Annotated in this window: 19 protein-coding genes; 13 read left to right on the forward strand and 6 right to left on the reverse strand. The window is 62.9% G+C overall.

What is annotated here, in order from left to right:
- Window positions 1-119: 119 nt before the first annotated feature.
- Window positions 120-611: a hypothetical protein gene (locus ACI2KG_RS16065; protein ID WP_404662525.1), complete on the reverse strand. Its 492-nt coding sequence runs from the start codon at window positions 609-611 to the stop codon at window positions 120-122.
- Window positions 612-1394: 783 nt separating this feature from the next.
- Here ACI2KG_RS16065 and ACI2KG_RS16070 point away from each other — a divergent pair.
- Window positions 1395-1658 carry a DUF3077 domain-containing protein gene (locus tag ACI2KG_RS16070; protein ID WP_404662526.1) on the forward strand — a complete coding sequence of 88 codons (264 nt, stop codon included), beginning with the start codon at window positions 1395-1397 and terminating at the stop codon, window positions 1656-1658.
- A gap of 433 nt (window positions 1659-2091) precedes the next feature.
- Here ACI2KG_RS16070 and putA read toward each other — a convergent pair whose 3' ends face one another.
- The gene (gene putA / locus ACI2KG_RS16075) at window positions 2092-6045 is read right to left on the reverse strand and encodes a trifunctional transcriptional regulator/proline dehydrogenase/L-glutamate gamma-semialdehyde dehydrogenase (protein WP_404662527.1); all 3954 of its coding nucleotides are present in this window, start codon (window positions 6043-6045) and stop codon (window positions 2092-2094) included.
- Between the two features lie 359 nt (window positions 6046-6404).
- Between putA and putP the strand changes: the two genes are divergently transcribed.
- The 9 genes from putP to ACI2KG_RS16120 all read left to right on the forward strand — a co-directional run bounded on the left by putP (window position 6405) and on the right by ACI2KG_RS16120 (window position 17255).
- Window positions 6405-7883, forward strand: coding sequence for a sodium/proline symporter PutP (gene putP, locus ACI2KG_RS16080; protein ID WP_404662528.1), 1479 nt, complete (start codon window positions 6405-6407; stop codon window positions 7881-7883).
- A 186-nt stretch (window positions 7884-8069) separates the two neighbouring features.
- Window positions 8070-8906 carry a 23S rRNA (adenine(2030)-N(6))-methyltransferase RlmJ gene (locus ACI2KG_RS16085; RefSeq protein WP_346645262.1) on the forward strand — a complete coding sequence of 279 codons (837 nt, stop codon included), beginning with the start codon at window positions 8070-8072 and terminating at the stop codon, window positions 8904-8906.
- Window positions 8907-9126: 220 nt separating this feature from the next.
- Window positions 9127-10884 carry a carbamoyltransferase gene (locus tag ACI2KG_RS16090; protein ID WP_400612197.1) on the forward strand — a complete coding sequence of 586 codons (1758 nt, stop codon included), beginning with the start codon at window positions 9127-9129 and terminating at the stop codon, window positions 10882-10884.
- Window positions 10868-11998, forward strand: a complete 1131-nt coding sequence (locus ACI2KG_RS16095) for a glycosyltransferase (RefSeq protein WP_404662529.1) — start codon at window positions 10868-10870, stop codon at window positions 11996-11998. Before ACI2KG_RS16090 ends, ACI2KG_RS16095 begins: the two co-directional genes overlap by 17 nt.
- Entirely contained in the window at window positions 11998-12894 is an 897-nt protein-coding gene (locus ACI2KG_RS16100; protein WP_404662530.1) for an antimicrobial resistance protein Mig-14, read from the forward strand. Before ACI2KG_RS16095 ends, ACI2KG_RS16100 begins: the two co-directional genes overlap by 1 nt.
- Window positions 12891-14294, forward strand: coding sequence for a PIG-L deacetylase family protein (locus ACI2KG_RS16105; protein ID WP_404662531.1), 1404 nt, complete (start codon window positions 12891-12893; stop codon window positions 14292-14294). Before ACI2KG_RS16100 ends, ACI2KG_RS16105 begins: the two co-directional genes overlap by 4 nt.
- 37 nt (window positions 14295-14331) lie before the next feature.
- Window positions 14332-15288: a glycosyltransferase gene (locus ACI2KG_RS16110; protein ID WP_404662532.1), complete on the forward strand. Its 957-nt coding sequence runs from the start codon at window positions 14332-14334 to the stop codon at window positions 15286-15288.
- Between the two features lie 64 nt (window positions 15289-15352).
- A complete protein-coding gene (locus ACI2KG_RS16115) occupies window positions 15353-16126 on the forward strand; it encodes a glycosyltransferase family 2 protein (protein ID WP_404662533.1) in 774 nt (257 codons plus the stop codon).
- Window positions 16127-16163: 37 nt separating this feature from the next.
- Complete coding sequence (locus ACI2KG_RS16120) at window positions 16164-17255, forward strand: glycosyltransferase (protein ID WP_404662534.1); 1092 nt, start codon at window positions 16164-16166, stop codon at window positions 17253-17255.
- Window positions 17256-17258: 3 nt separating this feature from the next.
- Here ACI2KG_RS16120 and ACI2KG_RS16125 read toward each other — a convergent pair whose 3' ends face one another.
- Window positions 17259-17864, reverse strand: a complete 606-nt coding sequence (locus ACI2KG_RS16125; protein ID WP_201205637.1) for a toluene tolerance protein — start codon at window positions 17862-17864, stop codon at window positions 17259-17261.
- A 101-nt stretch (window positions 17865-17965) separates the two neighbouring features.
- Between ACI2KG_RS16125 and ACI2KG_RS16130 the strand changes: the two genes are divergently transcribed.
- The 3 genes from ACI2KG_RS16130 to hldE all read left to right on the forward strand — a co-directional run bounded on the left by ACI2KG_RS16130 (window position 17966) and on the right by hldE (window position 22517).
- Complete coding sequence (locus ACI2KG_RS16130) at window positions 17966-19141, forward strand: O-antigen ligase family protein (protein WP_404662535.1); 1176 nt, start codon at window positions 17966-17968, stop codon at window positions 19139-19141.
- A 15-nt stretch (window positions 19142-19156) separates the two neighbouring features.
- A complete protein-coding gene (msbA, locus tag ACI2KG_RS16135; protein ID WP_404662536.1) occupies window positions 19157-20965 on the forward strand; it encodes a lipid A export permease/ATP-binding protein MsbA in 1809 nt (602 codons plus the stop codon).
- A gap of 130 nt (window positions 20966-21095) precedes the next feature.
- Complete coding sequence (hldE, locus tag ACI2KG_RS16140) at window positions 21096-22517, forward strand: bifunctional D-glycero-beta-D-manno-heptose-7-phosphate kinase/D-glycero-beta-D-manno-heptose 1-phosphate adenylyltransferase HldE (protein WP_400612179.1); 1422 nt, start codon at window positions 21096-21098, stop codon at window positions 22515-22517.
- A 255-nt stretch (window positions 22518-22772) separates the two neighbouring features.
- Here the strand turns inward: hldE and ACI2KG_RS16145 are convergent, their stop codons facing one another.
- Genes ACI2KG_RS16145 through ACI2KG_RS16155 form a run of 3 tightly spaced genes read right to left on the reverse strand, consistent with a single transcriptional unit; the run spans window position 22773 to window position 25778 of the window.
- Window positions 22773-23741 (reverse strand): metal ABC transporter ATPase, encoded by a 969-nt coding sequence (locus ACI2KG_RS16145; RefSeq protein WP_404662537.1) that lies wholly within the window; start codon window positions 23739-23741, stop codon window positions 22773-22775.
- A gap of 52 nt (window positions 23742-23793) precedes the next feature.
- Window positions 23794-24606 carry an aldo/keto reductase gene (locus ACI2KG_RS16150; protein ID WP_404662538.1) on the reverse strand — a complete coding sequence of 271 codons (813 nt, stop codon included), beginning with the start codon at window positions 24604-24606 and terminating at the stop codon, window positions 23794-23796.
- Window positions 24603-25778 carry an NAD(P)/FAD-dependent oxidoreductase gene (locus ACI2KG_RS16155; RefSeq protein WP_404662539.1) on the reverse strand — a complete coding sequence of 392 codons (1176 nt, stop codon included), beginning with the start codon at window positions 25776-25778 and terminating at the stop codon, window positions 24603-24605. Before ACI2KG_RS16155 ends, ACI2KG_RS16150 begins: the two co-directional genes overlap by 4 nt.
- Between the last annotated feature and the right edge of the window lie 10 nt (window positions 25779-25788).

A 25788-nucleotide genomic window follows, 5' to 3' on the forward strand; every position in this document is an offset into this window, starting at 1 on the left:
TTTCTCCCAGCCAGTGAGCGGGATTCGAAAGGCCAGGCCGATATTCAGATTTAGCAGAAAGCCCCAGGACGAATGTTTTGGGGCTTTCTGTTTATGGGGTTCGAATAGTTTGCAGCTGCTTAGATGATCAAGCCTTCATTTCGCTTTTCCAGTATGTAGCGAACATTAAAAAGCTGCCCCTTGGGCATGCTCGTCCGCCCCCAAGCATCTACTTGATAGGCGGATATAACGTTCACCCTTAGGTGGTTTTCTTTGCCCCCCAATTTGCGTACTTCGAAAAATATCGCGTAATCAAAAGTGTCCAGGCAAAAGTATCGGCGATTGTTTCTGCCCGCGAAGTGGGCGCGAACCTTGGCATCGACGAACCTGCGAGCAACGAATTCTGGAAGTAGCTTTGAGCAGTCGTAGCGGCTCTGGCTGAAGTTCCGCTGTTCATTCGAGCGAGGGTTGGTGATAAGCGGACCTTCGTTCTTGTTATCTGTGAAACAGTGGAATCCAAATGTGAAGTCTACGCTGATGACGCGCGAGCTGATTTCGAACGAATGAGTGGCAGGCCTTAGATGCGCCATACAGCGTTCCCTGCCGTCGATGATTGAATTCTGCCAGCGCATGAAGACCACCCTTTGAGAGTGGCATATGAAATTATGCGCGAGGCTAGAGGTCAATGTGCTTAGTGTTCAATATTGTCGCTGAATGTCTATGGGAAGTTTCCTACTTGAGGCAGGGAAATGTAGGGTAGATATTGTCTTGGATGTGGTTTAAGGGGTGAGTCATCCATGGCTTGGTCTACTGCACCTTGTGATATAGGAGACGCACATTTACGAGGCCAAATATTTTTCAGCCGGATTTCCTACATTTTTTTTAAGTATTTGCCTATTCCATGTAGTCCATTTCCCAAACATACTCCCAACCCCCTTCAAGCCATTGCGGTGCTCTGGGTAGGGCCCTAGTCTCGGGTGGTCGCTGGCGAATCAGCGACCGGCTTTGACAGGCCGACCAGGTCAAACCGCATGGCTTTGCCTTTATGGCAGCTGTGCATGGGGCACCTCGTGTGCGCCGGGTTTTGGTTTGCCTACCGGTCTGTCAACCCATGTACAGCTGCCACCCTCTTGTTTGACAGCAGGTGTGTGGTGGCCCTCATTACCAGGTGAACCATGATGCTGAAGAATGTTCCTGATCCACCCCTTGATCCCCTTTTTCTGAAGACAACCCGATGCAGGGGCAGATGCCTGCTGTAAGGCTTTGTTGATATGTCGCCTGGGCTGGCCCTTTCGCGGGTAAACCCGCTCCTACAACGGGCATCACATGCCAGGGCCTGCGGTGGTCTTTGTAGGAGCGGGTTTACCCGCGAAAGGGCCGGCCCAGGCAGCCAAGAATTATCAGGGGATTGAACAATGACAACAGAAGACACCCAATTCACCGTCGGCAAAACCACTTTTTACCAAGGCGAAAACGGTAACCACCCGTTGTTCCGCATCGAGCCCGGTATCCCGTGCAGAGACGCCCGCGAGCAGTCTTCGGAGTTGATGGGCTATGTGCGCGAACTGACCATCACCGGGTTGATGGATGAGAAGCCGATGATGATCTGGGCTGCCCATTACCTGAGTGCGATGGCCAAGGCGCTGATGGATGATGCTGAGTTGGGGATGAAGCAGTGAGGGGTTGGCTTAAGATAGGGTGAAGGCTGCCATGTGTTCGCCACAACAATTTCAGCGCCTGTGAGATCGAGCGCCGCCCGCGCGGCGCTTCGCGGGGCAAGCCCGCTCCCACAGTCTGTTTCGGGCCAATCACTCCTGTGAGTTCACCGCTGGCCGCCTTGTTTGTTCCATTCGATATTGAAGGTGTCGCCGCTGCTTTTCTGCAATGTCCAGCCATGCACCCAGGGTGCGAGTGCGGAGGAGGCAGGAGTAACTGGCCCGAAACAGACTGTGGGAGCGGGCTTGCCCCGCGAAGCGCCGCGCGGGCGGCGCTCGATCTCATAGGCGCTGAAAATGTTGTGGCAAGCACCTGTCAGCCCAACCCCAATCTCAAGACATGCACCCATAAAAAGGGAGAGCCAAAGCTCTCCCTTTTCCTCAACAACCCTCAGCCTCAGCCAATAGTCATCAAACTGGCATTCCCCCCCGCCGCCGCGGTATTCACACTCACCGCCCGCTCAATCACCAGTCGCTCCAGCGCAATCTGGTGATCCCCGCTGGACAGCCCGTGCACACCCACAATCGCCCCGGCGCGCTTGGCCACCTGTTGGCAAACGCCACGCAGTTGGTCCGAGTCGCCATGGTGGATCACGGCGTCGAACGCCACTTCATCCTTGTTCCAGTCCGCCACCAGTTTCACCTTGGCCTGCAGCTCACGCGGCAGGCGGGCGCGCAGGGCTTTGCCCGGCTCGCCGTCAGCCCATACTGCCGAGCTGCCAACAGCCAATACCGCGGCAAACTGCGCCAGCAGGTCGGCTTCGTTGTCAGCCAGGCACAGCACGTGCTCGCGCGGCAGGATGGTGTAGCTGTTGCGCTCTCCAGTCGGGCCTGGGAGCAGGCGGGCGATGCCGCTCTGCGACTGACCGGCGAACTGGCTGCACAGCGCCGCCAGGTCGGCCAGCTGGTTGCTCTCCGCCCAGGCCTTCAGGCTGTGCAGTGGCTTGACCAGCTGTTCGTGCAGGGTACGGTCCGGCTTGCCTTCGCCGTCCTGCTGCTGGAAGTGGCGGCCGATCGCGTCGGCCGGGCGGGTCGACAGCAGGCGGTACAGGTACAGCGGGCCACCGGCTTTCGGGCCGGTACCGGACAGGCCTTCACCACCGAACGGCTGCACGCCTACTACTGCACCGACGATGTTGCGGTTGACGTACATGTTGCCGGCGTTGGCGGTTTCCACCACTTTGGCGATGGTCTCGTCGATGCGGGTGTGCACGCCGAGGGTCAGGCCGTAGCCGGAGTTGTTGATCTGCTCGATCAGCTGGTCGAGGTTGCGGCGGTTGTAGCGCACCACGTGCAGCACCGGGCCGAAGATTTCGCGCTTCAGCTCGTCGAAGCTGTCCAGCTCGATCAGGGTCGGCATGACGAAGGTGCCGCGCTTGATCTCGGCCGTATCGGCGATGGCGACCTGATAGACCGAGCGGCCTTTCTCGCGCATGCCCTGGATGTGCTTCTCGATACCGGCCTTGGCTTCGGCGTCGATCACCGGGCCAATGTCCACGGCCAGGCGGTCCGGGCAACCCAGGCGGCTTTCGGCCATGGCGCCTTTGAGCATTTCGATCACGCGGTCGGCGGAGTCTTCCTGCAGGCATAGTACGCGCAGGGCCGAGCAGCGCTGGCCGGCACTGTCGAAGGCCGAGGACACCACGTCGATCACCACCTGCTCGGTCAGCGCCGAGGAGTCGACGATCATCGCGTTCTGGCCACCGGTTTCGGCGATCAGCGGGATTGGGCGGCCCTGGTTGTCCAGGCGACCGGCGACATTGCGCTGCAGCAGGCGGGCCACTTCGGTAGAGCCGGTGAACATCACGCCTTTGACGCGCTCGTCACCGACCAGGCCGGCACCGACGGTTTCGCCGCGGCCTGGCAGCAGTTGCAGCACGCCTTCAGGGATGCCGGCTTCCAGCAGCAGGCGCACGGCCTGGGCTGCGATCAGTGGGGTTTGTTCGGCAGGCTTGGCCAGCACCGGGTTACCGGCGGCCAGGGCTGCGGCCACCTGGCCGGAGAAGATCGCCAGCGGGAAGTTCCACGGGCTGATGCACACCACCGGGCCCAGCGGGCGGTGGGCGTCGTTGCTGAAGTCGTTGCGGGCCTGCACCGCGTAGTAGCGCAGGAAGTCCACGGCCTCGCGTACTTCGGCGATAGCGTTGGCGAAGGTTTTACCTGCTTCGCGGATCAGCAAGCCCATCAGCGGCTGGATCTCAGCCTCCATCAGGTCGGCGGTGCGCTCCAGGATCGCAGCCCGTTCTGCCGGCGGGGTAGCCTGCCAGATGGGTGCCGCATTGATCGCACACTGAATGGCGTTGTCGACGTCGGCAACGGTGGCTTCCTGCACATGGCCGACAACATCGCGGAGGTCTGCCGGGTTCAGTACAGGCACAGCAGCAGACTCGCTGGCAGCGCAGGCCAGCAGCGGGGCGGCCTTCCAGTCGTTGTGGGCGGTGGCCAGCATGGCGCAGGACAGCGACGCCAGGCGGTGTTCGTTGGCCATGTCGATGCCGGCCGAGTTGGCCCGCTCAGTGCCATACAGGTCGCGCGGCAGCGGGATGCGCGGGTGCGGCAGGCCGAGGCTGCCTTCCTGGGTGCCCATGCGCTCGATGCTGGCGACCGGGTCGGCGACCAGTTCCTGGATCGAGATCGAGTGGTCGGCGATGCGGTTGACGAACGAGGTGTTGGCGCCGTTTTCCAGCAGGCGGCGCACCAGGTAGGCCAGCAGCGTTTCGTGGGTGCCGACCGGTGCATAGACGCGGCAAGGGCGGTTCAGCTTGCCATCGGCAATCTTGCCGACCACTTGCTCGTACAGCGGCTCGCCCATGCCGTGCAGGCACTGGAATTCGTATTGGCCCGGGTAATAGTTCTGCCCGGCGATGTGGTAAATGGCCGACAGGGTGTGGGCGTTGTGGGTGGCGAACTGCGGGTAGATGGCTTCCGGCACGGCCAGCAGCTTGCGGGCGCAGGCAACGTAGGACACGTCGGTGTACACCTTGCGGGTGTAGACCGGGTAGCCTTCCAGGCCTTCGACCTGGGCGCGCTTGATTTCGCTGTCCCAGTAGGCGCCTTTCACCAGGCGGATCATCAGGCGGTGGCGGCTGCGCTTGGCCAGATCGATGACGTAGTCGATCACGTACGGGCAGCGCTTCTGGTAGGCCTGGATAACAAAGCCGATGCCGTTCCAGCCGGCCAGCGACGGCTCGAAGCACAGGCGTTCGAGCAGGTCGAGCGACAGCTCCAGGCGGTCGGCTTCCTCGGCGTCGATGTTCAGGCCGATGTCGTACTGCTTGGCCAGCAGGGTCAGCGACAGCAGGCGCGGGTACAGCTCTTCCATCACGCGCTCGTACTGGGCGCGGCTGTAGCGGGGGTGCAGCGCGGACAGCTTGATCGAGATGCCTGGGCCTTCATAAATGCCGCGGCCATGCGAGGCCTTGCCGATCGAGTGGATGGCCTGCTCGTAGGACGCCAGGTACTTCTGTGCGTCATGCTCGGTCAGTGCCGCTTCACCCAGCATGTCATAGGAATAGCGGAAGCCCTTGGCCTCGAAGCGGCTGGCGTTGGCCAGGGCTTCGGCGATGGTCTCGCCGGTGACGAACTGCTCGCCCATCAAGCGCATGGCCATGTCGACGCCCTTGCGGATCATCGGCTCGCCGCTCTTGCCGATGATGCGGGTGAGCGAGGAGGTGAGGCCGGATTCGTTGTGGGTGCTGACCAGCTTGCCGGTCAGCAGCAGGCCCCAGGTGGCGGCGTTGACGAACAGCGACGGGCTGTTGCCCAGGTGCGGCTGCCAGTTGCCGGTGCTGATCTTGTCGCGGATCAGTGCGTCGCGGGTGCCCTTGTCGGGAATGCGCAGCAGGGCTTCGGCCAGGCACATCAGCGCCACGCCTTCCTGCGACGACAGCGAGAACTCCTGCAGCAGGCCCTGGACGATGCCGGCGCGGCCGCCAGCGCTCTTCTGGTTGCGCAGTTTTTCGGCGATGCCGGCGGCCAGCTTGTTGGTGGCCTCGGCCAGCGGCGCGCTCAGGCGGGCCTGCTCCAGCAGCATCGGCACCACTTCCTGCTCAGGGCGGCGATAGGCGGCGGTGATCGCCGAGCGCAGTACCGACTGGGGCAGGATGCTCTCGGCGAATTCGAGGAAGCACTGATGGCTGTGGTCGGCCTGAACTTCGCCGGCATCATCGGCCAGGTTGCTGGCATGACCGTTGAGTTCGGTCAGGGTGGCGCCACCCTCGAGCTTCTCCAGGTAGTTGAAGATCGCTTGCTTGATCAACCAGTGCGGCGTGCGGTCAATCGACTGCGCTGCTGCCTTGAGTCGCTCACGGGTAGGGTCATCTAGTTTGACCCCAAGGGTGGTCGTCGCCATTTCTTATCCTCGTTATTGCCACGGCTGTGGCCTAAGCTGATGCCAAGATTAGCCTGTAGGACAATTCGGGTGCAACCAGGTGCAACCCGAATTTTTTGTGTACGAGGTGCAACTCGTCTGACAGACATTTCCACACCTGACAAAGGGTCGTTTTTGGTGCGTATTTGTCTTAAAAACGACGTCTATGCGCCAAAAAGGAGCAAAAAAGCGGTTTTATCGGAAAAGTGCGCGGGCAGGTGCAACTTGCACATGAAAAATGGTTGCACCCGCTTTGCGTTGTTGCATAGCATTCGTCGCCTGGGTGCAACCGCCATCGCTGCGGTTGTGCATGAGATAAAAACAAACGCCAGGGCACACGCATGGGCAATCCACTAACGATCACCTTCGTGATCTACATCGCGGCAATGGTGCTGATCGGCTTCGCCGCCTATCGCTCCACCAACAACCTTTCCGATTACATTCTGGGCGGTCGCAGCCTGGGTAGCGTGGTTACCGCGCTGTCTGCCGGCGCCTCCGACATGAGTGGCTGGCTGCTGATGGGCCTGCCGGGCGCCATCTACTTCTCCGGCCTGTCCGAAGCCTGGATCGCCATCGGCCTGACCGTTGGTGCCTACCTGAACTGGCTGTTCGTGGCCGGTCGCCTGCGGGTGCAGACCGAGCACAACGGCGACGCATTGACCCTGCCGGATTACTTCTCCAGCCGTTTCGAAGACAGCAGCGGCCTGCTGCGCATCATTTCGGCGATCGTCATCCTGGTGTTCTTCACCATCTACTGCGCTTCCGGCATTGTTGCCGGTGCCCGTTTGTTCGAAAGCACTTTCGGCATGTCGTACGAAACCGCCCTGTGGGCTGGCGCTGCGGCCACCATTGCCTACACCTTCGTCGGTGGATTCCTGGCGGTGAGCTGGACCGATACCGTGCAAGCGACCTTGATGATCTTCGCGCTGATCCTCACCCCGGTCATCGTGCTGATTTCCACCGGCGGCTTCGACACTACCTTCGCGGCCATCGAGGCGATCAACCCGGCCAACTTCGACATGCTCAAAGGCGCAACCTTCATCGGGATCATCTCCCTGATGGGCTGGGGCCTGGGCTACTTCGGCCAGCCGCACATCCTGGCGCGCTTCATGGCGGCAGACTCGGTGAAGTCGATCGCCAACGCCCGCCGCATCTCCATGACCTGGATGATCCTGTGCCTGGCCGGTACCTGCGCCGTGGGCTTCTTCGGTATCGCCTACTTCTCGGCTAACCCTGACCTGGCCGGCCCAGTTACCGAGAACCACGAGCGTGTGTTCATCGAGCTGGCGAAGATCCTGTTCAACCCATGGATCGCCGGTGTACTGCTGTCGGCCATCCTCGCGGCGGTAATGAGCACCCTGAGCTGCCAGCTGCTGGTGTGCTCCAGCGCCCTGACCGAAGACTTCTACAAAGCCTTCCTGCGCAAGAACGCTTCGCAGCGCGAGCTGGTGTGGGTCGGCCGTCTGATGGTGCTGGCCGTGGCCCTGATCGCTATCGCCATGGCGGCCAATCCGGAAAACCGCGTGCTGGGCCTGGTGGCCTACGCCTGGGCCGGCTTCGGTGCCGCCTTCGGTCCGGTGGTGCTGATTTCGGTGCTGTGGAAGGGTATGACCCGTAACGGCGCACTGGCCGGTATCGTGGTGGGTGCACTGACCGTGATCCTGTGGAAGCAGATCGATACCTGGGGCCTGTACGAAATCATCCCGGGCTTCCTGCTGGCGAGCATTGCCATTTTCGTGGTGAGCAAGATGGGCAGCCCTTCGCAGGCGATGGTGCAGCGCTTCGAGACGGCTGATGCGGCGTATCACGCTGACAAGTAATACACGCTGAGTCGGCGGCGCCTGCTTCGCGGGTGAACCCGCTCCCACAGGTACTGCACAGAATTTGAGAGCTGTGCAGGCCTCTGTAGGAGCGGGTTCACCCGCGAAGAAGCCAACACCGGCCAGCAGCCAGGCCTGACTCCGCCTGCAAGGCAAGGTAAACTTGCCGCCTTCGCAGGAGTTACCATGAACTATCGTCACGCCTTCCACGCCGGCAACCACGCCGACGTCCTCAAACACATCGTGCTGACCCGCCTCATCGCCCTGATGTCGCGCAAGGAGCAGCCGTTCGCCTACATCGATACCCACGCAGGGCTTGGTCTGTACGACCTGCAAGGCGACCAGGCAAGCCGCACCGGCGAATACCTGGAAGGCGTCGCCCGCCTGTGGAACCGCGATGATCTACCGGCCATGGCTGACGACTACCTGCGCATCATCAAGCGCCTGAACGCCGACGGCGAACTGCGTTACTACCCGGGTTCGCCCGAGCTGGCCCGCCGCCTGATGCGCCAGCAGGACCGCGCCTTGCTCAACGAGAAGCACCCCGAAGACGGGCCGCTGCTCAAGGAGAACATGAAGAAAGACCCGCGCGTGACCGTGCACCTGGGCGAAGGCTGGCATGTGCCGCGGGCCTTGCTGCCAGTACAGGAAAAGCGCGCGATCATGCTGATCGACCCGCCGTTCGAGCAGGCCGACGAGCTCAAGCGCTGCACCACTGCCATGAAAGAGGCGATTGGCCGCATGCGCCAGACCGTCGCGGCCATCTGGTACCCGATCAAGGACCAGCGCTCGCTGACCCGCTATTACCAGGACCTGACCAGCACCGGCGCCCCGAAGCTGCTGCGGGTCGAGCTGTATGTGCACCACCAGGACAGCCCGCAGGGCCTGAACGGCTCCGGTCTGGCCATCGCCAACCCGCCGTGGGGGCTGGAAGAAGAGCTGAAAGAGCTGTTGCCGTGGCTGGCCAAGGAACTGGCGCAGACTGCCGGTAGCTACCGCATGGACTGGCTGATCGCCGAATAATCTTGGTTGCCTGTGCTGGCCTCATCGCCGGCAAGCCAGCTCCCACCGGTACAGTGCAGACCTCAAGGGCGATAGTGTACCTGTGGGAGCTGGCTTGCCGGCGATGAGGCCGGTACAGGTTGCCGCGTTACGCACATGTTTGCGTTATAATCCCGCCCTTTAGTCGCCACCCGCCCAAGCGGCCGCTGGCGCATTTCTACCGAATGAAGAGGCTAATCCCTTGGCATTGACGATTCTTGGCCTGTCCGGCGCCCTTAGCCATGACCCTTCCGCGGCCCTGTACATTGACGGCAAGCTGATTGCCGCCGCCGAAGAAGAGCGCTTCGTGCGTGACAAGCATGCGAAGAACCGCATGCCCTACGAGTCGGCGAAGTTCTGCCTGGAACAGGCAGGCATCAAGCCATCCGACGTCGACGTGGTAGCCATCCCGTTCGCCCCGATCAGCCTGTTCGGCAAGGCGCGCTGGCACTATGCCAAGCGCTACTGGTACGCCCCGGATCGCGCCCTCGACGCCATCCTGATGGGCAACCGTCGCTACAAGCGCTACCGTAAAAAGATCGTTTGGTGCCTGGAGCAGCTGGGCTTCGACCCGAAAAAGGTCAAGATCGAGCCGGTCGAGCACCACTTGGCCCACGCCTCCAGCGCCTACCACTGCTCGGGCTTCAAGGAAAAAACCGCCATCCTCGGCATTGACGGGAAAGGCGAATACGCCACCACCTTCTTTGGCTACGGCGAAAACGGCAAGATCCACAAGATCAAGGAATTCTTCGACCCGGACTCGCTGGGTGGCCTGTACGGCGCAATCACCGAGTTCCTCGGCTTCGAGATGCTCGACGGCGAGTTCAAGGTCATGGGCATGGCGCCGTATGGTGATGCCAGCAAATACGATTTCTCGCGCTTGGCCAGCTTTGAAAACGGTGAGCTGGTGATCAACACCGAGTACGCCAACGTCATCGGCCTGCGCCGTCATAAAGAGAAGGGCAAGGGCTTCTACTTCTCGCCGAAGCTGATCGAATGGCTGGGTCCAAAGCGCGAAGGCGACATCGCCGACGAACCGTACATCCATTACGCGGCCAGCATGCAGGCGCTGTTCGAGAAGCTGGCGCTGCAGATGATCGACCACTACCTGGGCGACACCCTGCGTGAAACCGGCAAGCTGGCCTTTGCCGGCGGCTGTGCGCTGAACGTCAAGCTCAACCAGAAGATCATCGCCCGCCCGGACGTGAAAGAGCTGTTCGTGCAGCCGGCCTCCGGCGACGCCGGTACTGCCGTAGGCGCCGCAGCCTATGTTTCCCACGCTCGTGGTGTGCCGGTCGAGAAGATGGAACACGTCTACCTCGGCCCGTCGTACTCCAACGAAGACGTGATCGCCGCCTGCGCCCGTCACCCGAATGCACCAAAATGGCGCAAGCTCGACAACATGCCGCAGCAGATCGCCCAAATCATGGTTGATGGCAACCCGGTGGCCTGGTTCCAGGGGCGCATGGAGTTCGGCCCGCGTGCCCTCGGCGGCCGTTCGATCATCGGCTGCCCAAGCGTCGAAGGTGTGGCTGACCGCATCAACCACCAGATCAAGTTCCGTGAGCGCTGGAGACCTTTCTGCCCGTCGATGCTCGACACCGTCGCCCCGCAGATGATCAAGGTCGACCACCCGGCGCCGTTCATGACCTTCACTTTCGAAGTGGCTGAAGAGTGGAAAACCCGCGTGCCGGAAGTGGTCCACGAGGACGGCACTTCGCGTGCCCAGGTGCTCAAGCGCGAGTACAACCCGCGCTACTACGACATGATGAAGGCGCTGGAAGACCTGACCGGCAACGGCGTGTCGCTGAACACCTCGTTGAACCGCCGTGGCGAACCGATGATCTGCTCGCCGACCGATGCCCTGAACATGTTCTTCGGCTCGGACTTGCAGTACCTGATCATGGAAGACATCCTGGTCGTGAAGGACGGCGCCGCCGCCTATGACCAGCCGCTCTGAACCGCGCATCCTGCAGTTCTGCCATGGCTATGACGGGCCTTTTCTGGATTGTGCCCGTCAGTACGCCAGCCTGTTCCAGGGGCGTGGCTACCAGGTCACCACGGTGTTCCTCACCGGTGCCGCCGACCCGCAGGTAGCGGCCGGCTGCGCGTCGGACGAGGTGCTGTTCCTGGCGTTCAGCTCCAAGGCCGTGCGTGGCCTGAAGCTTGGGGCGATCCGCGCACTGCGGCGGATCGCGGCCGAGCGTAATTTCGCGTTCTGCATCGCCCACCGCTTCAAGCCGATCTACGTGGCGTTGCTGGGTACCGGCCTGCCGGTTATCGGTGTGCACCATGCCTTCGGTGACTACCAGCGCAAGGGGCGGCGCCTGTTCGCCAACCTGTTCAGCAAGCGCCTGAGCCTGCTCGGCGTGTCGGACGCGGTGCGCGACGACATGCGCCGCTGCCTGCCGCAGTGGCCGGCCGAGCGCATCCAGACCCTGTACAACCGCATCGACATCGACGCCCTGCAAGCAGCCCTGGTGCCGCGTGCCGTGGCGCGCCGGGCGCTGGGCCTGGATGCCCAGGCGTGGGTCGTCGGCAACGTCGGGCGCCTGCACCCGGACAAGGACCAGGCCACTCTGTTGCGTGGTTTTGCCCAGGCGCTGCCGGGGCTGCCGGCCGGTGCGCGCCTGGCGATTCTCGGCAAGGGCCGCCTGGAAGAAAAACTCAAGGCCCTGGCCACCGAGCTGGGCATTGCCGGGCAGGTGGACTTCCTTGGCCAGGTGCCGGATGCGCGCCGTTACTTCCAGGCCTTCGATGTGTTTGCCCTGAGCTCCGACCATGAGCCGTTCGGCATGGTCCTGCTCGAAGCCATGGTTGCCGGTGTGCCGGTGCTGGCCACGGCCTGTGGCGGCGCGCGCGAGGTGGTCGAGGGCGTTGGCGTGCTGTTCCCGCTGGGCGATGCCGAGCAACTGGCCCAAGGCCTGGAGCACATGGCTGTCCTGAGTGCCGAACAGCGCGAAGTGTGTGCCCAGCTCATGCTGCAGCGCCTGCGCGAGCGCTTCTCTGATCAGGCCGTGCGCGAGGCCTTCTGGCAGTTGCCGCAAGTGCGTGCGCTGGTGGGGCAAGCCTGATGCTCAATCGTATCCAGGCCTTCCGCGAACGCGGTTGGCAAGTCATCGATGCCAAGGCTTACGCCGAGGCGTGGGCCCGCTTTGGCGGCAGCGTCGCCACCCACCCGCTGGTGGTCGAGCAACTGGCCGACCTGGCGCAGATCCCGGTGCGTTACCTGGGCTGGCATCAGGCGGGTGAGCTCAAGGCCGCGATTCCGGCCTGGGGCCGCCACCTGGCGCTGTCCAAGGACGTGCTCAAGCGCGCCGGCAAGAAAGCCCTGTTCGACCTCGGCAATGCCGAAATCATCCTGCCGGCGGCGGCCGATGCTGCCGCCCCGTTGCGCCATACCGTGCGCTACCTGTCCGAACTGAACCAAGGCCGTTTCAGCGGCCTGAAGGCGCAGAAGGAACAGCTGGCCATGGCCCGGGCACATGAAGACCTGTCGAAGAAGTTTCGCTACAACCAGCGCCGCGAACTGCGCCTGCTGGAAGAGGCGGGCGGCGTGGTGCGCCCGATCAGTGACTTCAGCGCGCAGGAAATCGCCAGCATGTACTGCGACCTGTTCCAGCGCCGCTGGGGCTTCCCGGCCACCGGTGCCGAGCGCATGGCCGATGTGCTGCAGCGCTTGCGTGAGCTGCTGATCGGTTCGGTATTGCTGCTGGACGGCAAGCCGATTGCCATCCAGCTGGTGTACCGCGTCGAAGCGCCGGAATGGATCAGCGTCGAGTACATCAATGGCGGTGTCGACCCTGAAACCAAGGCCTTCAGCCCCGGCAGCGTGCTGAGCTTCCTCAACACCCAGGCCGCCTGGGATGACGCCCGCGCGCGCAACAAGCCGCTGCGCTTCTCGTTCGGCCGTGCCGACCGCGAGTACAAGGACCGCTGGTGCAACCCCGTGCCGGTGTATCAGGCGTGAGTCGCAAGCAGCAGTTGCTCAGGCGCCACCGGCGCAACAAGCGCCTGGGCTTGCTGGCGGGGCTGGTCGCGCTGGTCGCCCTGGGGGTATTCAGTTGGTGGTGGTTGCCACTGCTGCTGTTGCCACTGCTCTGGGCCGCCCACGAAGCCTGGTTCGCCGACCACCTGTTCTATGCGCCAGGCGAAGACTACGCCTACGACTTCGGCGAGCAGGCGCGACCGGTTGCTGCCAGCCTGCACGATGGCGTGCTCAAGGCCGGCTGCACGTTGCAGGGCGATGAAACCCTGATCCTTGAACTGCAGGTAAAAAACAGTTGGCTGGGACGTTTCCTCGACCCGCGGGTCGAGCTGCAGGCTGGCGATCAGGTAGACCGGCAAACCTTCGAGCGTGGTGTCGATGGCCTGCGCTTCCTCAACCTGACTGGCCTGGCAGCGCCGCTACAGGCGGGCACGTTGCGCCTGCGCGGCCGGCATTGCCGGCTGGCAGGCCAGCCGCGCCTGTGGATAACGCCAGCGGTCGAGCTGCAGCGGCGTCGGGTAATGGTGATTGCCCCGCATGCTGACGACGCCGAGCTGGCCGCTTATGGCCTGTACAGCCAGGCTGACGAAACCTGGGTGGTAACCCTGACCGCCGGCGAAATCGAGGCCGAGCACTATCAGCAGATGGGCCTGGCCAAGGCCGAGGCCGCCCGCCTGAAAGGGCGCCTGCGCGCCTGGGACAGCATTGCCGTGCCGCGTTGGGCCGGTGTGCCGGAGTCACGCTGCGTGCAACTGGGCTACTTCTGCCTGCAGTTGCCGGCCATGCAGGCGGTGCCCGACCAGCCTGTGGCGTCCCGCGAGGCCGACATGGCCGATATCCGCCCGTTCCGCCAGTTCAATCCATTTCTGCTGCCGGCCGATGAGGATGGCGCCCCCACCTGGCACAACCTACTGGCCGACCTGCGCGCGCTGCTGGAAATGGCCAGGCCCGAGGTGCTGGTGATGCCGCACCCGCAGCTCGACCCGCACCCCGACCACATCTGCGCCCAGGCCGCCGTGCTTGAGGCCCTGCAGGGCCTTGCCTGGCAGCCGAAAACGCTGCTTTGCTATGCCAACCACCTGCACGACAACGACCGCTGGCCGATGGGCGACAGTGGTGATGGCGTGGCCTTGCCGCCGCAATTGAGCGCCGGGCAGGCGTGGGCCCCGTGCAGCCTGGTGCTGGACCTGGCCACCCAGCGTGACAAGGCCATGGCCCTGGGCATGATGCACGACCTGCAGCCGGCCGCACCGTTCAAGCGCCGCCTGCGCCGGCTGCTGCAACGCTGGCTGGCCGGGCGCCGTCCGTCGCCTTACGGGGGGAACGAGTTCTTCCGCAAGGCGGTGCGCCGGCACGAGCTGTTCTGGCGGCGTGAGCTGTAAACCTGACCGCGATGGCGCAGAGCGCCCAAGGAACGTAATGAAAGTCCTATTTCTGGTACAGAAAGAGCAGCGGGCGATTCTCGACCGCCTGTACGACGGCGTCGCGGCCAACTGTGAATGCGACCTGCGCTGGCTGACCAGCGAAGACCAGCGCAACCTGCGCCGCTATTTCAAGCGTGAGGTGCAGGTCGAGCGTTATGACCGCATCGTGTTCTTCCTGCGCTTCAAGCAGGAAATCCGCCAGGTGGCGTTCATTCGCACCGTACCCAACCTGGTCATCCTCGAACACGACGCCTACCAGAACTACATCCCGTGCAAGTACACCGGCAAGTTCAGCGCCCATTACCGCCAGTTGCCCTGGGCGCGGGTGATCAGTTCCGGCTACATGGTCAGCGAGCGCCTGCGCCAGGAAGGTTTCGATGCGGTGTTCGTGCCCAAGGGTTATGACGAGCAGTTGCTGGCCGACCAAGGGCGCGAGCGCGATATCGAACTGGCCTTCGTCGGCAGTGTCAACAGCGTGGCCTACAGCGGTCGCAAGGCGCTGCTGGACGAGTTGGGGCAAGTCGAGAACCTGCTGGTAACCCGCACCAAGTCGGGCGAGGACTACTGCAACACGCTCAACCGTATCCGGTTCTTTGTCAGTGCCGATGTCGGCATGGGCGAGTACATGATCAAGAACTTCGAAGCCATGGCCTGTGGCTGTGTATTGCTGGCGTACGACCAGGGCGATGAAGAAAACCGTGCGCTGGGCCTGCAGGACATGCACAACGTGGTGTTCTATGACACCATCCCGGCCCTTCAGGACAAGCTCCGGCGCTTGCGTGCGGAACCTGAACTGGCGCGACAGATCGCAGAAAATGGCCGCCACCTGGCGGTTTCCCGTTTCAGTTTCGGCGCAGTTGGACGTAGCATCGTCGACCACATGCGCCCGGCACTCAGGCCCCACCCGCCATTGTCAGCATGGCAGCGGCTGCGCTTGAAGCTGGGCATCTAACATAAGTGCTTTCGCGCCCAGGAGCGGGGTTGAAAGCCGATAGTCGCAATGCGGAGGGAGTCCGGTGCGCTTTTCAAATGAGAGTGACGTCACGCTCGTCGTGACCAGTTGTGGGCGGTTTGATCTGCTCAAAGACACCCTTGAGAGTTTCGATCGCTACAACACGGCGCCCATCCGCGAGGTGTTCATCACCGAAGACTCCGGTGACGATGCTGTGCATGGCGCTGTGCCGGAGCACTGGAAACCGCACTGCAAGGTGTTCGTCAACCGGCCCAAGCTGGGCCAGCTGCCGTCTATCGACCTGGCGTACAGCCACGTCAAGACGCCGTACATCTTCCACTGCGAAGACGACTGGCATTTCTACCGCCAGGGGTTTGTCGAAGACTCGCAGGCCATTCTGGAGGCAAGCCCCAACCTGCTGCAGGTGTGGTTGCGCAGTCATGCCCATGACCTGGCTGTGCACAGCCCGTACATCCACCTGGGCGATCGCCAGGTGATCGCTGGCGTGCCTTGCTACCCATTGTTGTCGGAAAAGGCGGAATGGCAGGCGTTTTCGTTGAACCCCGGCCTGCGTCGTTTGAGCGATTACCAGCGCTGTGCGCCATTTGCAGCCTATGCTGGAGAGAAGGCGCTTTCCCGACGCTACGCTGAGTTAAATCTGACAGCGGTCACCTTGGAGGGTGATGCAGTATTGCACACTGGATTTGGCAATCACGTGACCTTGCCCATCGAAGTGGAACGTAAGGCCAAGCGTCGTCAACGTGATCGCATCAAGCTGGCATTGACGCTGGTGACGGGTGCCTTGATCGGCATGGGTATCACCATTTTTGTTCAATGAAGTCGCTGTCCCACCTGACATGAGCGGGAGAGGGCCCATGAACATCGTCAATATGATGTGGGCGGGTGGAACGCCGTATGTGTCCATCCACAAGGTACATCGGCAGGTACTGTCCAACGCGGGTGCCGATGCCCGAATCAGTAACTGGCTGCTGCTGGGAAGCGGGCTCTGCTGTGGGCTTGGCTCGACCCGGGAGTGGCACATGCCGTCACGTGCACTGAAGGGTCGCCACTTGTGGCGCCTGCTGCGGCCTTGGCTGCGCATGCGCTTGCGCAAGGCGCTGACCGAGGCCAGGGCTGAAGTCGTCCTGCTCGACGGCATTGGCGTTGCACGCCTGGTATTGCCGCTGCTGCAGAGCATTCCCGAGCTGCGGGCCAAGGTGCTGTTCCATGGCAAGACGCGGCTGAACGGCGGCGATATCCGCCTGTTGCGCATGCTTGCGCCTGAACGCCTGAGTATTGCGGCGGTGTCGCAGACGTTAGCCGAGTCGCTGGAACGTGATCTGGGCAGGCCGGTGCAAACCTTGCGTATGGCGCTTGACCCGCTGGCGTTCGTCGAGCCGTTGCGCAGCAGGGAGCAGGCCAGAAAGGCGCTGCAGTTACCTCAGGATGCCGCCGTAATGCTCGGTGCGGTAGGGCGCCTGGTGGAAAGCAAAGGCTTCGAAATGCTGATCGGGGCCTTCGCCAAGGCCAGTGCACGGCAGCCAGACTTGCAGCTGGCGATCATTGGTGAGGGCCCCCAGCACGCCGTGCTGGAAGCGCGAATCGATGCACTGGGGCTGGCGGGGCGCGTTCATCTGCGCGGGTATCGCGAAGACCTGCAGCAACTGTACCGGGCGTTTGACTGGTTGTTAGTGCCTTCGCGCTCAGAAGGCCTGGGGCTGGTGGTGCAAGAGGCGGTGATGGCCGATGTGCCGGTGGTGTGCAGCGACCTGCAGGTGTTTCGCGAGCAGCTGCGGGACACCGGTGGCTACCTGCCTGTTGCCGACGAGGGCGCCTGGGCCGAGGCGATCGAGCACTGCGCGGCGCTCAGTGCCTCGGCCGTAGCCGCCAGGCAGCGCCAGGCACTGGCGCCGGAACAGGCCTGGCAAGCCTTCTGCAACGGTTCCCAGAGCCTGTTGCGCAACTGACACTCAGCGCGCCAGCAAGGCCGCTTCGAACGCAGCGAGGGGGAACCGGTCGCCCAGGTTTTCCCGCTCAATGTAACGCACCATATGCTGCACGTTACGCCGGATCATGCGCGCCGACAGCGGCGGGCGCAGGAAGCGCATGTCAGCCACGTCGATCAGGCCCAGGCGCTGGTCGGGGGTGACCACCACGTTGCCCAGGTGCAGCGAACGGAAGTACACACCGCTGCGGTGCAGCTGGCGAATCAATTCGACCAGGCGCGGCAGGTAAATGTCCCAACTGAAACCTTCATCGCGTGACATCTGCAGCAGCGTGCGCCCGGGCAGCGGGCGATAGAGCACGGCTGTGCGGCCTGGCAGGTCGAGCTTGTGCTGGCTGATGACCTCGAGGGTAGGGATGCCCAGTTGCGCCAGGCGTGCGGCATTATCGACGAAGCGCTGCGAGTAAGGGCGCAGCAGCGCAGATGAAATCAGCCTTTTCCTACGAAAAACCTTGAGGAAATTTCCATCTGCGAGCAGGTAGACTTTGGCGCCATGGCTGTCTGCCTCTAGCACCTGTGCGCCAAGTGTCAGCTGGTCGAAGTCGACCTGGGTGAGCCGGGAGCATTGCATGAATAGAGCCTTGTCGTCTGGCGAGCAAAATGACCGGCAATAATGCCGAAAATAATGCGGTAGCACCATGGATGGTGTGTTTGATTCATCGGGGAGGAAGGATGTTGTATCAAAAAGACTGGGCGCGGGCCTGGTTGGGATTTGGTCTGGTCTGGTTCCTGGCGGCGATTGCCCTGGCGCCGAGCAACAAGCTCTATCAACAAGGCCTGGTGTTGTTCCTGTGGTTGCCGACGCTGGTGTTGGCGTGGTCTGCCCGCCGCGTGCTGGTGCAGGCCTGGAAGCGCCAGCCGGCCTTGTGGGGGAGCGTGCTGTTACTGATGGTGTGGAGCGGGCTCAGCCTGGCCTGGTCGGCGACAGAAGACCCAGGTCGTGAACTCAAGCGCATGCTCTATATTCTGGTGTTCCTGTTGGCGTTCCCGCTGCTGGCCCAGTTGGGCCAGGCTCAGATACGGCGGTTGTTGCGCATGGGCAGCGCCTTGCTGGGGTTGGCAGCCTTGGTGTCGATCATCAAGTTCTACGGGATTCTGGGTAACCCGCTGATTTTCCGGCTGGCGGGTATCGGTGAAATTTCACATCCGATCCTGGGGGCTTATGTAATCGGCGCGGCGGTGCTGTTGATGCTCTACGACCGGCCAACTCACCGTGCAGCGCAGCTGGGCTGGGCGGTGGCGCTGGCCTGCCTGGGGGCGTTCGTTATCCTCAGCCAGAGCCGTGGAGCAGTGCTGGCGCTGGTGCTCACCGTGTTGATCGCGCCACTGTGGTTTCGCGACCGGCATAGCCGGCTGTTTTCGCTGCTGGCAGTGATCGCCACCGGGCTGGCGTTTTTCGCGATGTACAATGTCATCGCGCAGCGAGGCTCTTCCTTCCGTCCGGAAATTTTCGGCGCCGTCATCAACATGATTTCGCAGCACCCCTGGACGGGGTTGGGAATGGGTAGCCCTTACGTTGTGCAGGCCGTAGGCTTGCAGTTTGATCATTCCCACAACATGTTCACCCACGTTGCGCTGGAGGTGGGGCTGCCCGGGATGCTGCTGTGGGTGGCCGTGTGGCTGTACACCCTGGCTGAAATCGTCCGCGCCCGTGGCACGCTGTTCGGCAAGATCCTGCTCGGCTTGTGGGTGTATTCGACCCTGGCCATGCAGTTCGATGCCGCCAGCCTCACCGGTACGCCGCGTGCCGAGTGGTTTATCAGCTGGCTGCCGGTGGGCCTTGCCATGATGCTGCCATGGGGGCGTGCCGAAAATGGCGCCTGTGGTAAAATTTCCGGTTCAACCTGAACAGCGAGCTCGATAATGGCCGAAACACCGCGACCGGCGGAGCACACCTCCAGCCTGAAGATCTACTTCCGGCTGCTGAGCTATGTGAAACCCTATGTCGGCATTTTCCTGCTGAGCATTGTCGGTTTTGTGATCTTTGCCTCGACCCAGCCGATGCTGGCCGGCATTCTCAAGTACTTCGTCGATGGGCTGAGCAACCCCGAAGCGGTGTTGTTCCCCAACGTTCCCTACCTACGCGACCTGCAATTGCTGCAGGCAGTGCCGCTGCTGATCATCCTGATCGCGGCCTGGCAGGGCCTGGGCTCGTTCCTCGGCAACTACTTCCTGGCCAAGGTTTCCCTGTGCCTGGTGCACGACCTGCGCGTGGAGTTGTTCAACAAGCTGCTGGTGTTGCCTAACCGCTACTTTGACAACCACAACTCCGGGCACCTGATTTCGCGTATTACCTTCAACGTGACCATGGTCACCGGTGCTGCCACCGACGCCATCAAGGTGGTGATTCGCGAAGGCCTGACCGTGGTGTTCCTGTTCGCCTACCTGCTGTGGATGAACTGGCACCTGACCCTGGTAATGGTCGCCATCCTGCCGGTGATCGCGGTAATGGTCAGCGTTGCCAGCAAGAAATTCCGCAAGCAGAGCAAGAAGATCCAGGTGGCCATGGGCGACGTAACCCACGTGGCCTCGGAAACCATCCAGGGTTACCGCGTGGTCCGCAGCTTCGGTGGCGAAGCCTACGAGCAGCAGCGTTTCGGCAAGGCCAGCCAGAGCAACACCGACAAGCAGCTGCGCATGACCAAGACCGGCTCGCTGTACACGCCGATGCTGCAGCTGGTGATCTACAGCGCCATGGCCGCGTTGATGTTCCTGGTGCTGTTCTTGCGTGGCGAGTCCACTGCCGGTGACCTGGTTGCCTATATCACCGCTGCCGGCCTGTTGCCCAAGCCGATTCGCCAGTTGTCGGAAGTCAGCTCGACCATCCAGAAGGGCCTGGCCGGTGCCGAAAGCATCTTCGAACAACTGGACGAAGCGCCTGAATTGGACACGGGTACGGTCGAGAAGGAGCGCGTGGACGGGCGCCTGGAGGTACGTAACCTGAGCTTTACCTACCCGGGTACCGAGCGCGAAGTGCTGAGTGATATCAGCTTCACCGCCGAACCTGGGCAGATGATCGCCCTGGTTGGCCGTTCCGGCAGCGGCAAGTCGACCCTGGCTGCGCTGATCCCGCGCTTCTATCATCACGACCAGGGGCAGATCCTGCTCGACGGCGTGGAGATCGAGCACTACCGCCTGCGCAACCTGCGTCGGCATGTATCGCAGGTGACCCAGCACGTCACCCTGTTCAACGATACCGTGGCCAACAACATCGCCTATGGTGACCTGGCTGGCGCCCCGCGCGCAGACATTGAAGCCGCTGCGGCCGATGCCTATGCCAAGGAGTTCGTCGACCGCCTGCCGAAGGGCTTCGATACCGAGGTGGGTGAAAACGGTGTGCTGCTTTCCGGCGGCCAACGCCAGCGCCTGGCCATTGCCCGTGCGCTGCTCAAGAACGCGCCGCTGCTGATCCTCGACGAAGCCACCTCGGCGCTGGATACCGAGTCGGAGCGGCATATCCAGGCGGCGCTGGACCACGTGATGCAAGGCCGCACCACGCTGGTGATCGCCCACCGCCTGTCGACCATCGAGAAGGCTGACCAGATCCTGGTCATGGACCAAGGCCGTCTGGTCGAGCGCGGCACGCATGCCGAGCTGCTTGCGGCTAATGGCCATTATGCCCGCCTGCATGCCATGGGCCTGGATGAGCCGACCAAGGCCGATATCACCTGAACCCTCCTTGATCGGGGCCGTCATGGCCCCGATTGTCACGGGAATTTTCCGGGGACGATCTGGCCGTAAAGCCGTCGACTACCCTGTGCTAATATCCTGCCCCTGTTCATTATTTCCATATGGGTTGCCCATGAAGTTGTCCATGCCGCGTTTCGATCAAGCCCCGGTACTGGTGGTCGGCGATGTCATGCTCGACCGCTACTGGCATGGCGGTACTTCGCGTATCTCGCCTGAAGCGCCAGTTCCGGTGGTCAAGGTCGATCAGATCGAGGATCGCCCCGGCGGCGCGGCCAACGTTGCCTTGAACATTGCCGCGCTGGGTGCGCCGGCTTCGCTGGTCGGTGTCACCGGCCAGGACGAGGCTGCCGACAGCCTGGCCAACAGCCTGCAGGCTGCTGGGGTGCGCTCGGTGTTCCAGCGCATCGCGCACCAGCCGACCATCGTCAAGTTGCGGGTCATGAGCCGTCACCAGCAACTGCTGCGCATCGATTTCGAAGAGCCGTTCGCTACCGACCCGCTGTCACTCGCCACTGAAGTCGACAGCCTGCTCGAAGGCGTCAAGGTGCTGGTCCTGTCCGACTACGGCAAGGGCGCACTGAAGAATCACCAGAGCCTGATCCAGGCAGCGCGGGCCAAGGGCATTCCGGTGCTGGCCGACCCGAAGGGCAAGGACTTTTCCATCTACCGCGGCGCCAGCCTGATCACGCCTAACCTCAGTGAGTTCGAGACCATTGTCGGCCGTTGCGCCGATGAGGCCGAACTGGTCGCAAAGGGCCTGCAACTGCTGCAGGACCTGGACCTGGGTGCTTTGCTGGTCACCCGTGGCGAGCATGGCATGACCCTGCTGCGTGTTGGCCAGCCGGCGCTGCACCTGCCAGCGCGGGCGCGTGAAGTATTTGATGTGACCGGTGCCGGCGATACGGTCATCTCTACCCTGGCCGCAGCCATTGCTGCGGGCGAGGATTTGCCCCACGCGGTGGCACTGGCCAATCTGGCAGCGGGCATCGTGGTCGGCAAGCTGGGTACCGCTGCCATCAGCGCCCCTGAACTGCGCCGTGCCATCCAGCGTGAGGAAGGCTCCGAACGCGGTGTGCTGGGCCTTGAGCAGCTACTGCTGGCCATTGATGACGCGCGGGCACACAAAGAGAAGATCGTCTTCACCAACGGCTGTTTCGACATCCTGCATGCCGGGCATGTGACTTACCTGGAGCAGGCGCGAGCCCAGGGCGACCGCCTGATCGTCGCGGTCAACGACGACGCTTCGGTCAGCCGCCTGAAGGGGCCGGGCCGGCCGATCAACAGTGTTGACCGGCGCATGGCTGTGCTGGCTGGCCTGGGGGCAGTGGACTGGGTGATCAGCTTCCCCGAAGGCACCCCGGAAAACCTGCTGAGCCAGGTCAAGCCGGATGTGTTGGTCAAGGGTGGTGACTATGGCATCGACCAAGTGGTCGGCGCTGACATCGTCAAGGCCTACGGCGGCACCGTGAAGGTGCTGGGGCTGGTCGAGAACAGCTCGACCACTGCCATTGTCGAGAAGATCCGGAAGCATTGATAAAGCCGGGGCCGCATTGCGGCCCATCGCCGGCAAGCCAGCTCCCACAGGTGCGGCGCAGATCCTGAGAACTATGCAGGTCCTGTGCAAACAGGCAGGCCAGTTTCCACAGGTGTAGCGCAGATCTTGAAAGCTGTGCAGGTCCTGTGCAAACAGGCAGGCCAGTTTCCACAGGTGTAGCGCAGATCTTGAAAACTGTGCAGGCCCTGTGGGAGCTGGCTTGCCGGCGATGGGCTGCAAAGCAGCCCCAGGATGTCACTTGTGAAGTGAAGTCCGCGCCCGCTCCAGCAGTGCACGCGCCTTGTCGCCAAAGCGCTGCAAGTGCGACGCCCGCACCGGCTTGCTCTCCACCAACCCCTGCTGTTTCACCCAGTCCTTCCAGCGTACCCGCTCGTCCGTTACCACCCAGCCTTCCTGCCTAGCAAAGCTTTCGGCCAGGTACAGCCCCCGCGTACTCGCCGGCACCAGCTCGTCCTTCTTCAGCGTATACAGCTCTGCCAATGGCTGGCCGTCCTTCAACGGCATCAGGTACAGGTCAGGCCGCTTGCGGTTGAGCCGTGCCACCAGTTGCTCGCCCTCCAGCCGCTCATCAACGTGAAACAGGCTGAGCTTCTTGGCTTCCCGCGGCACCTGCAGGCGCATGTCGTAGATCAGTTGCAATGAAGCGGTGGGCAAATGAACATAAGCGCGTGGCCGCTCCAGCAGCATCAGCTTGCCGCAGTGCACGGGGCGTGCGGCGCCGGACTCCGGGGCCAGCACGAAATGCGGGGTTTCGCGGTAGTGCAGGGCGGCGGCGTACGGTACCGGCAGCCAGGTGTCGTTGAAGCGGCCGCCCAACCAGCCTTCCGGGGTTTCCAGCAGGCACTCTTCAGCCACTTCCTGCACGGCGGTGTGCAACGGCAGGTTCAGCTCCTGCGCCGGTACATACCCGGAAATCAGTTTCAGCACCACATCGCCGCGGTCTTGCCGGCGCTGGCGGACCAGCACCCAGTAATCGCGGTTCTGCCAATTCAGCGTCAGGCGCACCGATACGCCCAGGTTGGCCAGTTCGACCACGAAGCGCTGCGCGTCGGGCAGCTGGATGGCTTTGCGCCGCTGCTGAGTCTGGGCGAAGTTCAGCGGCATGCCGATACTTTGGTAAATAAGCCCCTCGGGCGTGGCCTCGACATGCAGGGGCAGTGTCTTGAAGTTGCTCGGGTTCTTGCGGATCAGCGTTCGCGCCACGAGGCTCCTCCTTGCGTCGGGTCAGTTTCCTGGCCCTCGGGCCAGGGGTAACTCAGTGCCGGCCCAGGATGCGGGCGACAGTGGCCACGTTGTGGGCCAGGTGCAGCGGGTTGATGGTGCCGACGATAGCACTGCTGACGCCCGGGTGGGCAAACAGCAACTCGAAGCTGGCCTGTACCGGGTCAACGCCCGGGGCCAGGCAGACATGCCCACTGGCCAGGGCCTTTTTCACCAGAATGGCCTTGCCGTGCTCGGCAGCGTAGTCCAGCACCGGGCGTTCTGCCTGCTCATTGAGGTTGTAGGTGACCATGGCGCAGTCGCCTTGCTCCAGCGCCTTGAGGCCGCCGGCGACAGTCTTGCCAGACAGCCCGAAGCCGAGAATCTTGCCCTCCTGCTTGAGTTCGGCCAAGGTCTGGTACACCTCCTGCTGTTCGAGGATTGCCAGGTCGTTGCCGTCGGAGTGCACCAGCACCAACTCGATGCGGTCGGTTTCCAGCCTGCGCAGGCTGCGCTCCACCGACCGGCGGGTGTGAGCGGCACTGAAATCGAAGTGCGACAGGCCATTGTCGAACTCTTCACCGACCTTGCTGACGATTACCCATTCGTCGCGCTGCCCGTGCAGCAGCGGGCCCAGGCGCTCTTCGCTGCGGCCGTAGGCCGGGGCGGTGTCGATCAGGTTGATACCCAGTTCGCGGGCCTGGGCCAGTAGCAGGCGGGCTTCGTCATCGTCGGGGATGGTGAAGCCGTTAGGGTATTTGACGCCTTGGTCGCGGCCCAGTTTGACGGTGCCCAGGCCCAGTGGCGAAACCTTGAAGCCAGTGCTGCCCAGCGGGCGGTGGAAGTCGTGCAGGGTCGGCAGGCTCATGGCAACAGTTGCTCCCAGGCCGGGATGCCCAGTGGCGGGCGTGGCAGGCCGGCCAGCTCGGCGTGTGCCTGCGGGCGGATACCGTCGCGCTCCAGGTGGCTGACCACCCGGTCGCTGAAGTCCGGTGCCAGTGCCAGTTTGGTCGGCCAGCCAACCAGCAGGCGTTGCTGGTCGGCAAGGAAGGCGTTGTCCGGGCGCACCAGGCCCGATTGCGCAGGCTCGGCACGGTCGACCCGCAAGGTCGCCCAATGTATTTGGCTCTGGTCGACCCACGGCAGCAGGCTGGCAATTTCTTTCTGTGCTGCAGCAATCTGCGCCGCCGGTTCGCGGGCTACGCCATCGGCTTCGGCCAGGTCGCCGCCCAGGTACCAGACCCATTGGCCATCGGCGGCCGGGTGGGTGGTAATGGTGACCCGCGGTTTCGGCCCGCCGCCCAGGCAGTGCGCGTACAGCGGCTTGAGGTTGGCGCCCTTGGCCAGCACCATGTGCAGCGGGCGGGTTTGCATGGCCGGCTGGTTCAGGCCCAGGGCATGCAGCAGGTCAGCGGTGCCTGCACCGGCGCTGAGGACGATGCGCTGGGCACGGATGTCGCGGCCATCGACCCGCAGGCCGACCAGTTCGTCGCCTTCGCGCAGCGGCTCGATGTGTTCACCGGCCAACAGGCTGTCGCCGGCCAGTTCGGCCAGGTTGGCCAGCAGGCTGGGTACGTCGATGACCAGTTCGGCCAGGCGATAGACCTTGCCCTTGAAGGCGCGGTCTTGCAGCGCGGGAGGCAGTTGCTCGCCTTTCACCTGGTCAACCCGGCCGCGCACGGCCTTGCTGGCGAAGAAGCTGGTGAGGTTGCCGGCGAGGGTGCCTGGCGACCACAAGTAGTGCGCATCGGACAGCAGGCGGGTGCGGGTCAGTTCCAGCTCACCCTTGCCGCTCAACGCCTCGCGCCAGCGGCGCGGCATGTCGGCGATGGCTTCCGAGGCACCGGTCAGCGCGCCGTGCAGGGCGTACTTGGTACCGCCATGGATGATGCCTTGCGACTTGATCGTCTGCTCGCCGCCAAGGCTGGCGCGCTCAACCAGCACCGTCGAGTAGCCCAGGCGACGCAAGCGGGCATTGAGCCAGAGGCCTGCGACCCCGGCGCCGACGATCAGTACGTCAGTGGAAATGGCAGATGGCATGGCGGTACCT

The sequence above is a fragment of the Pseudomonas sp. NPDC089407 genome (assembly GCF_044900445.1).
Lineage (GTDB): Bacteria > Pseudomonadota > Gammaproteobacteria > Pseudomonadales > Pseudomonadaceae > Aquipseudomonas.

Excerpts from the sequence above, each read along its gene's own strand:
- ACI2KG_RS16065 (WP_404662525.1), bottom strand. The coding sequence starts at position 611 with ATGCGCTGGCAGAATTCAATCATCGACGGCAGGGAACGCTGTATGGCG.
- ACI2KG_RS16070 (WP_404662526.1), top strand. The coding sequence starts at position 1,395 with ATGACAACAGAAGACACCCAATTCACCGTCGGCAAAACCACTTTTTAC.
- putA (WP_404662527.1), bottom strand. The coding sequence starts at position 6,045 with ATGGCGACGACCACCCTTGGGGTCAAACTAGATGACCCTACCCGTGAG.
- putP (WP_404662528.1), top strand. The coding sequence starts at position 6,405 with ATGGGCAATCCACTAACGATCACCTTCGTGATCTACATCGCGGCAATG.
- ACI2KG_RS16085 (WP_346645262.1), top strand. The coding sequence starts at position 8,070 with ATGAACTATCGTCACGCCTTCCACGCCGGCAACCACGCCGACGTCCTC.
- ACI2KG_RS16095 (WP_404662529.1), top strand. The coding sequence starts at position 10,868 with ATGACCAGCCGCTCTGAACCGCGCATCCTGCAGTTCTGCCATGGCTAT.
- ACI2KG_RS16100 (WP_404662530.1), top strand. The coding sequence starts at position 11,998 with ATGCTCAATCGTATCCAGGCCTTCCGCGAACGCGGTTGGCAAGTCATC.
- ACI2KG_RS16110 (WP_404662532.1), top strand. The coding sequence starts at position 14,332 with ATGAAAGTCCTATTTCTGGTACAGAAAGAGCAGCGGGCGATTCTCGAC.
- ACI2KG_RS16120 (WP_404662534.1), top strand. The coding sequence starts at position 16,164 with ATGAACATCGTCAATATGATGTGGGCGGGTGGAACGCCGTATGTGTCC.
- ACI2KG_RS16125 (WP_201205637.1), bottom strand. The coding sequence starts at position 17,864 with ATGCAATGCTCCCGGCTCACCCAGGTCGACTTCGACCAGCTGACACTT.
- ACI2KG_RS16130 (WP_404662535.1), top strand. The coding sequence starts at position 17,966 with ATGTTGTATCAAAAAGACTGGGCGCGGGCCTGGTTGGGATTTGGTCTG.
- msbA (WP_404662536.1), top strand. The coding sequence starts at position 19,157 with ATGGCCGAAACACCGCGACCGGCGGAGCACACCTCCAGCCTGAAGATC.
- hldE (WP_400612179.1), top strand. The coding sequence starts at position 21,096 with ATGAAGTTGTCCATGCCGCGTTTCGATCAAGCCCCGGTACTGGTGGTC.
- ACI2KG_RS16150 (WP_404662538.1), bottom strand. The coding sequence starts at position 24,606 with ATGAGCCTGCCGACCCTGCACGACTTCCACCGCCCGCTGGGCAGCACT.
- ACI2KG_RS16155 (WP_404662539.1), bottom strand. The coding sequence starts at position 25,778 with ATGCCATCTGCCATTTCCACTGACGTACTGATCGTCGGCGCCGGGGTC.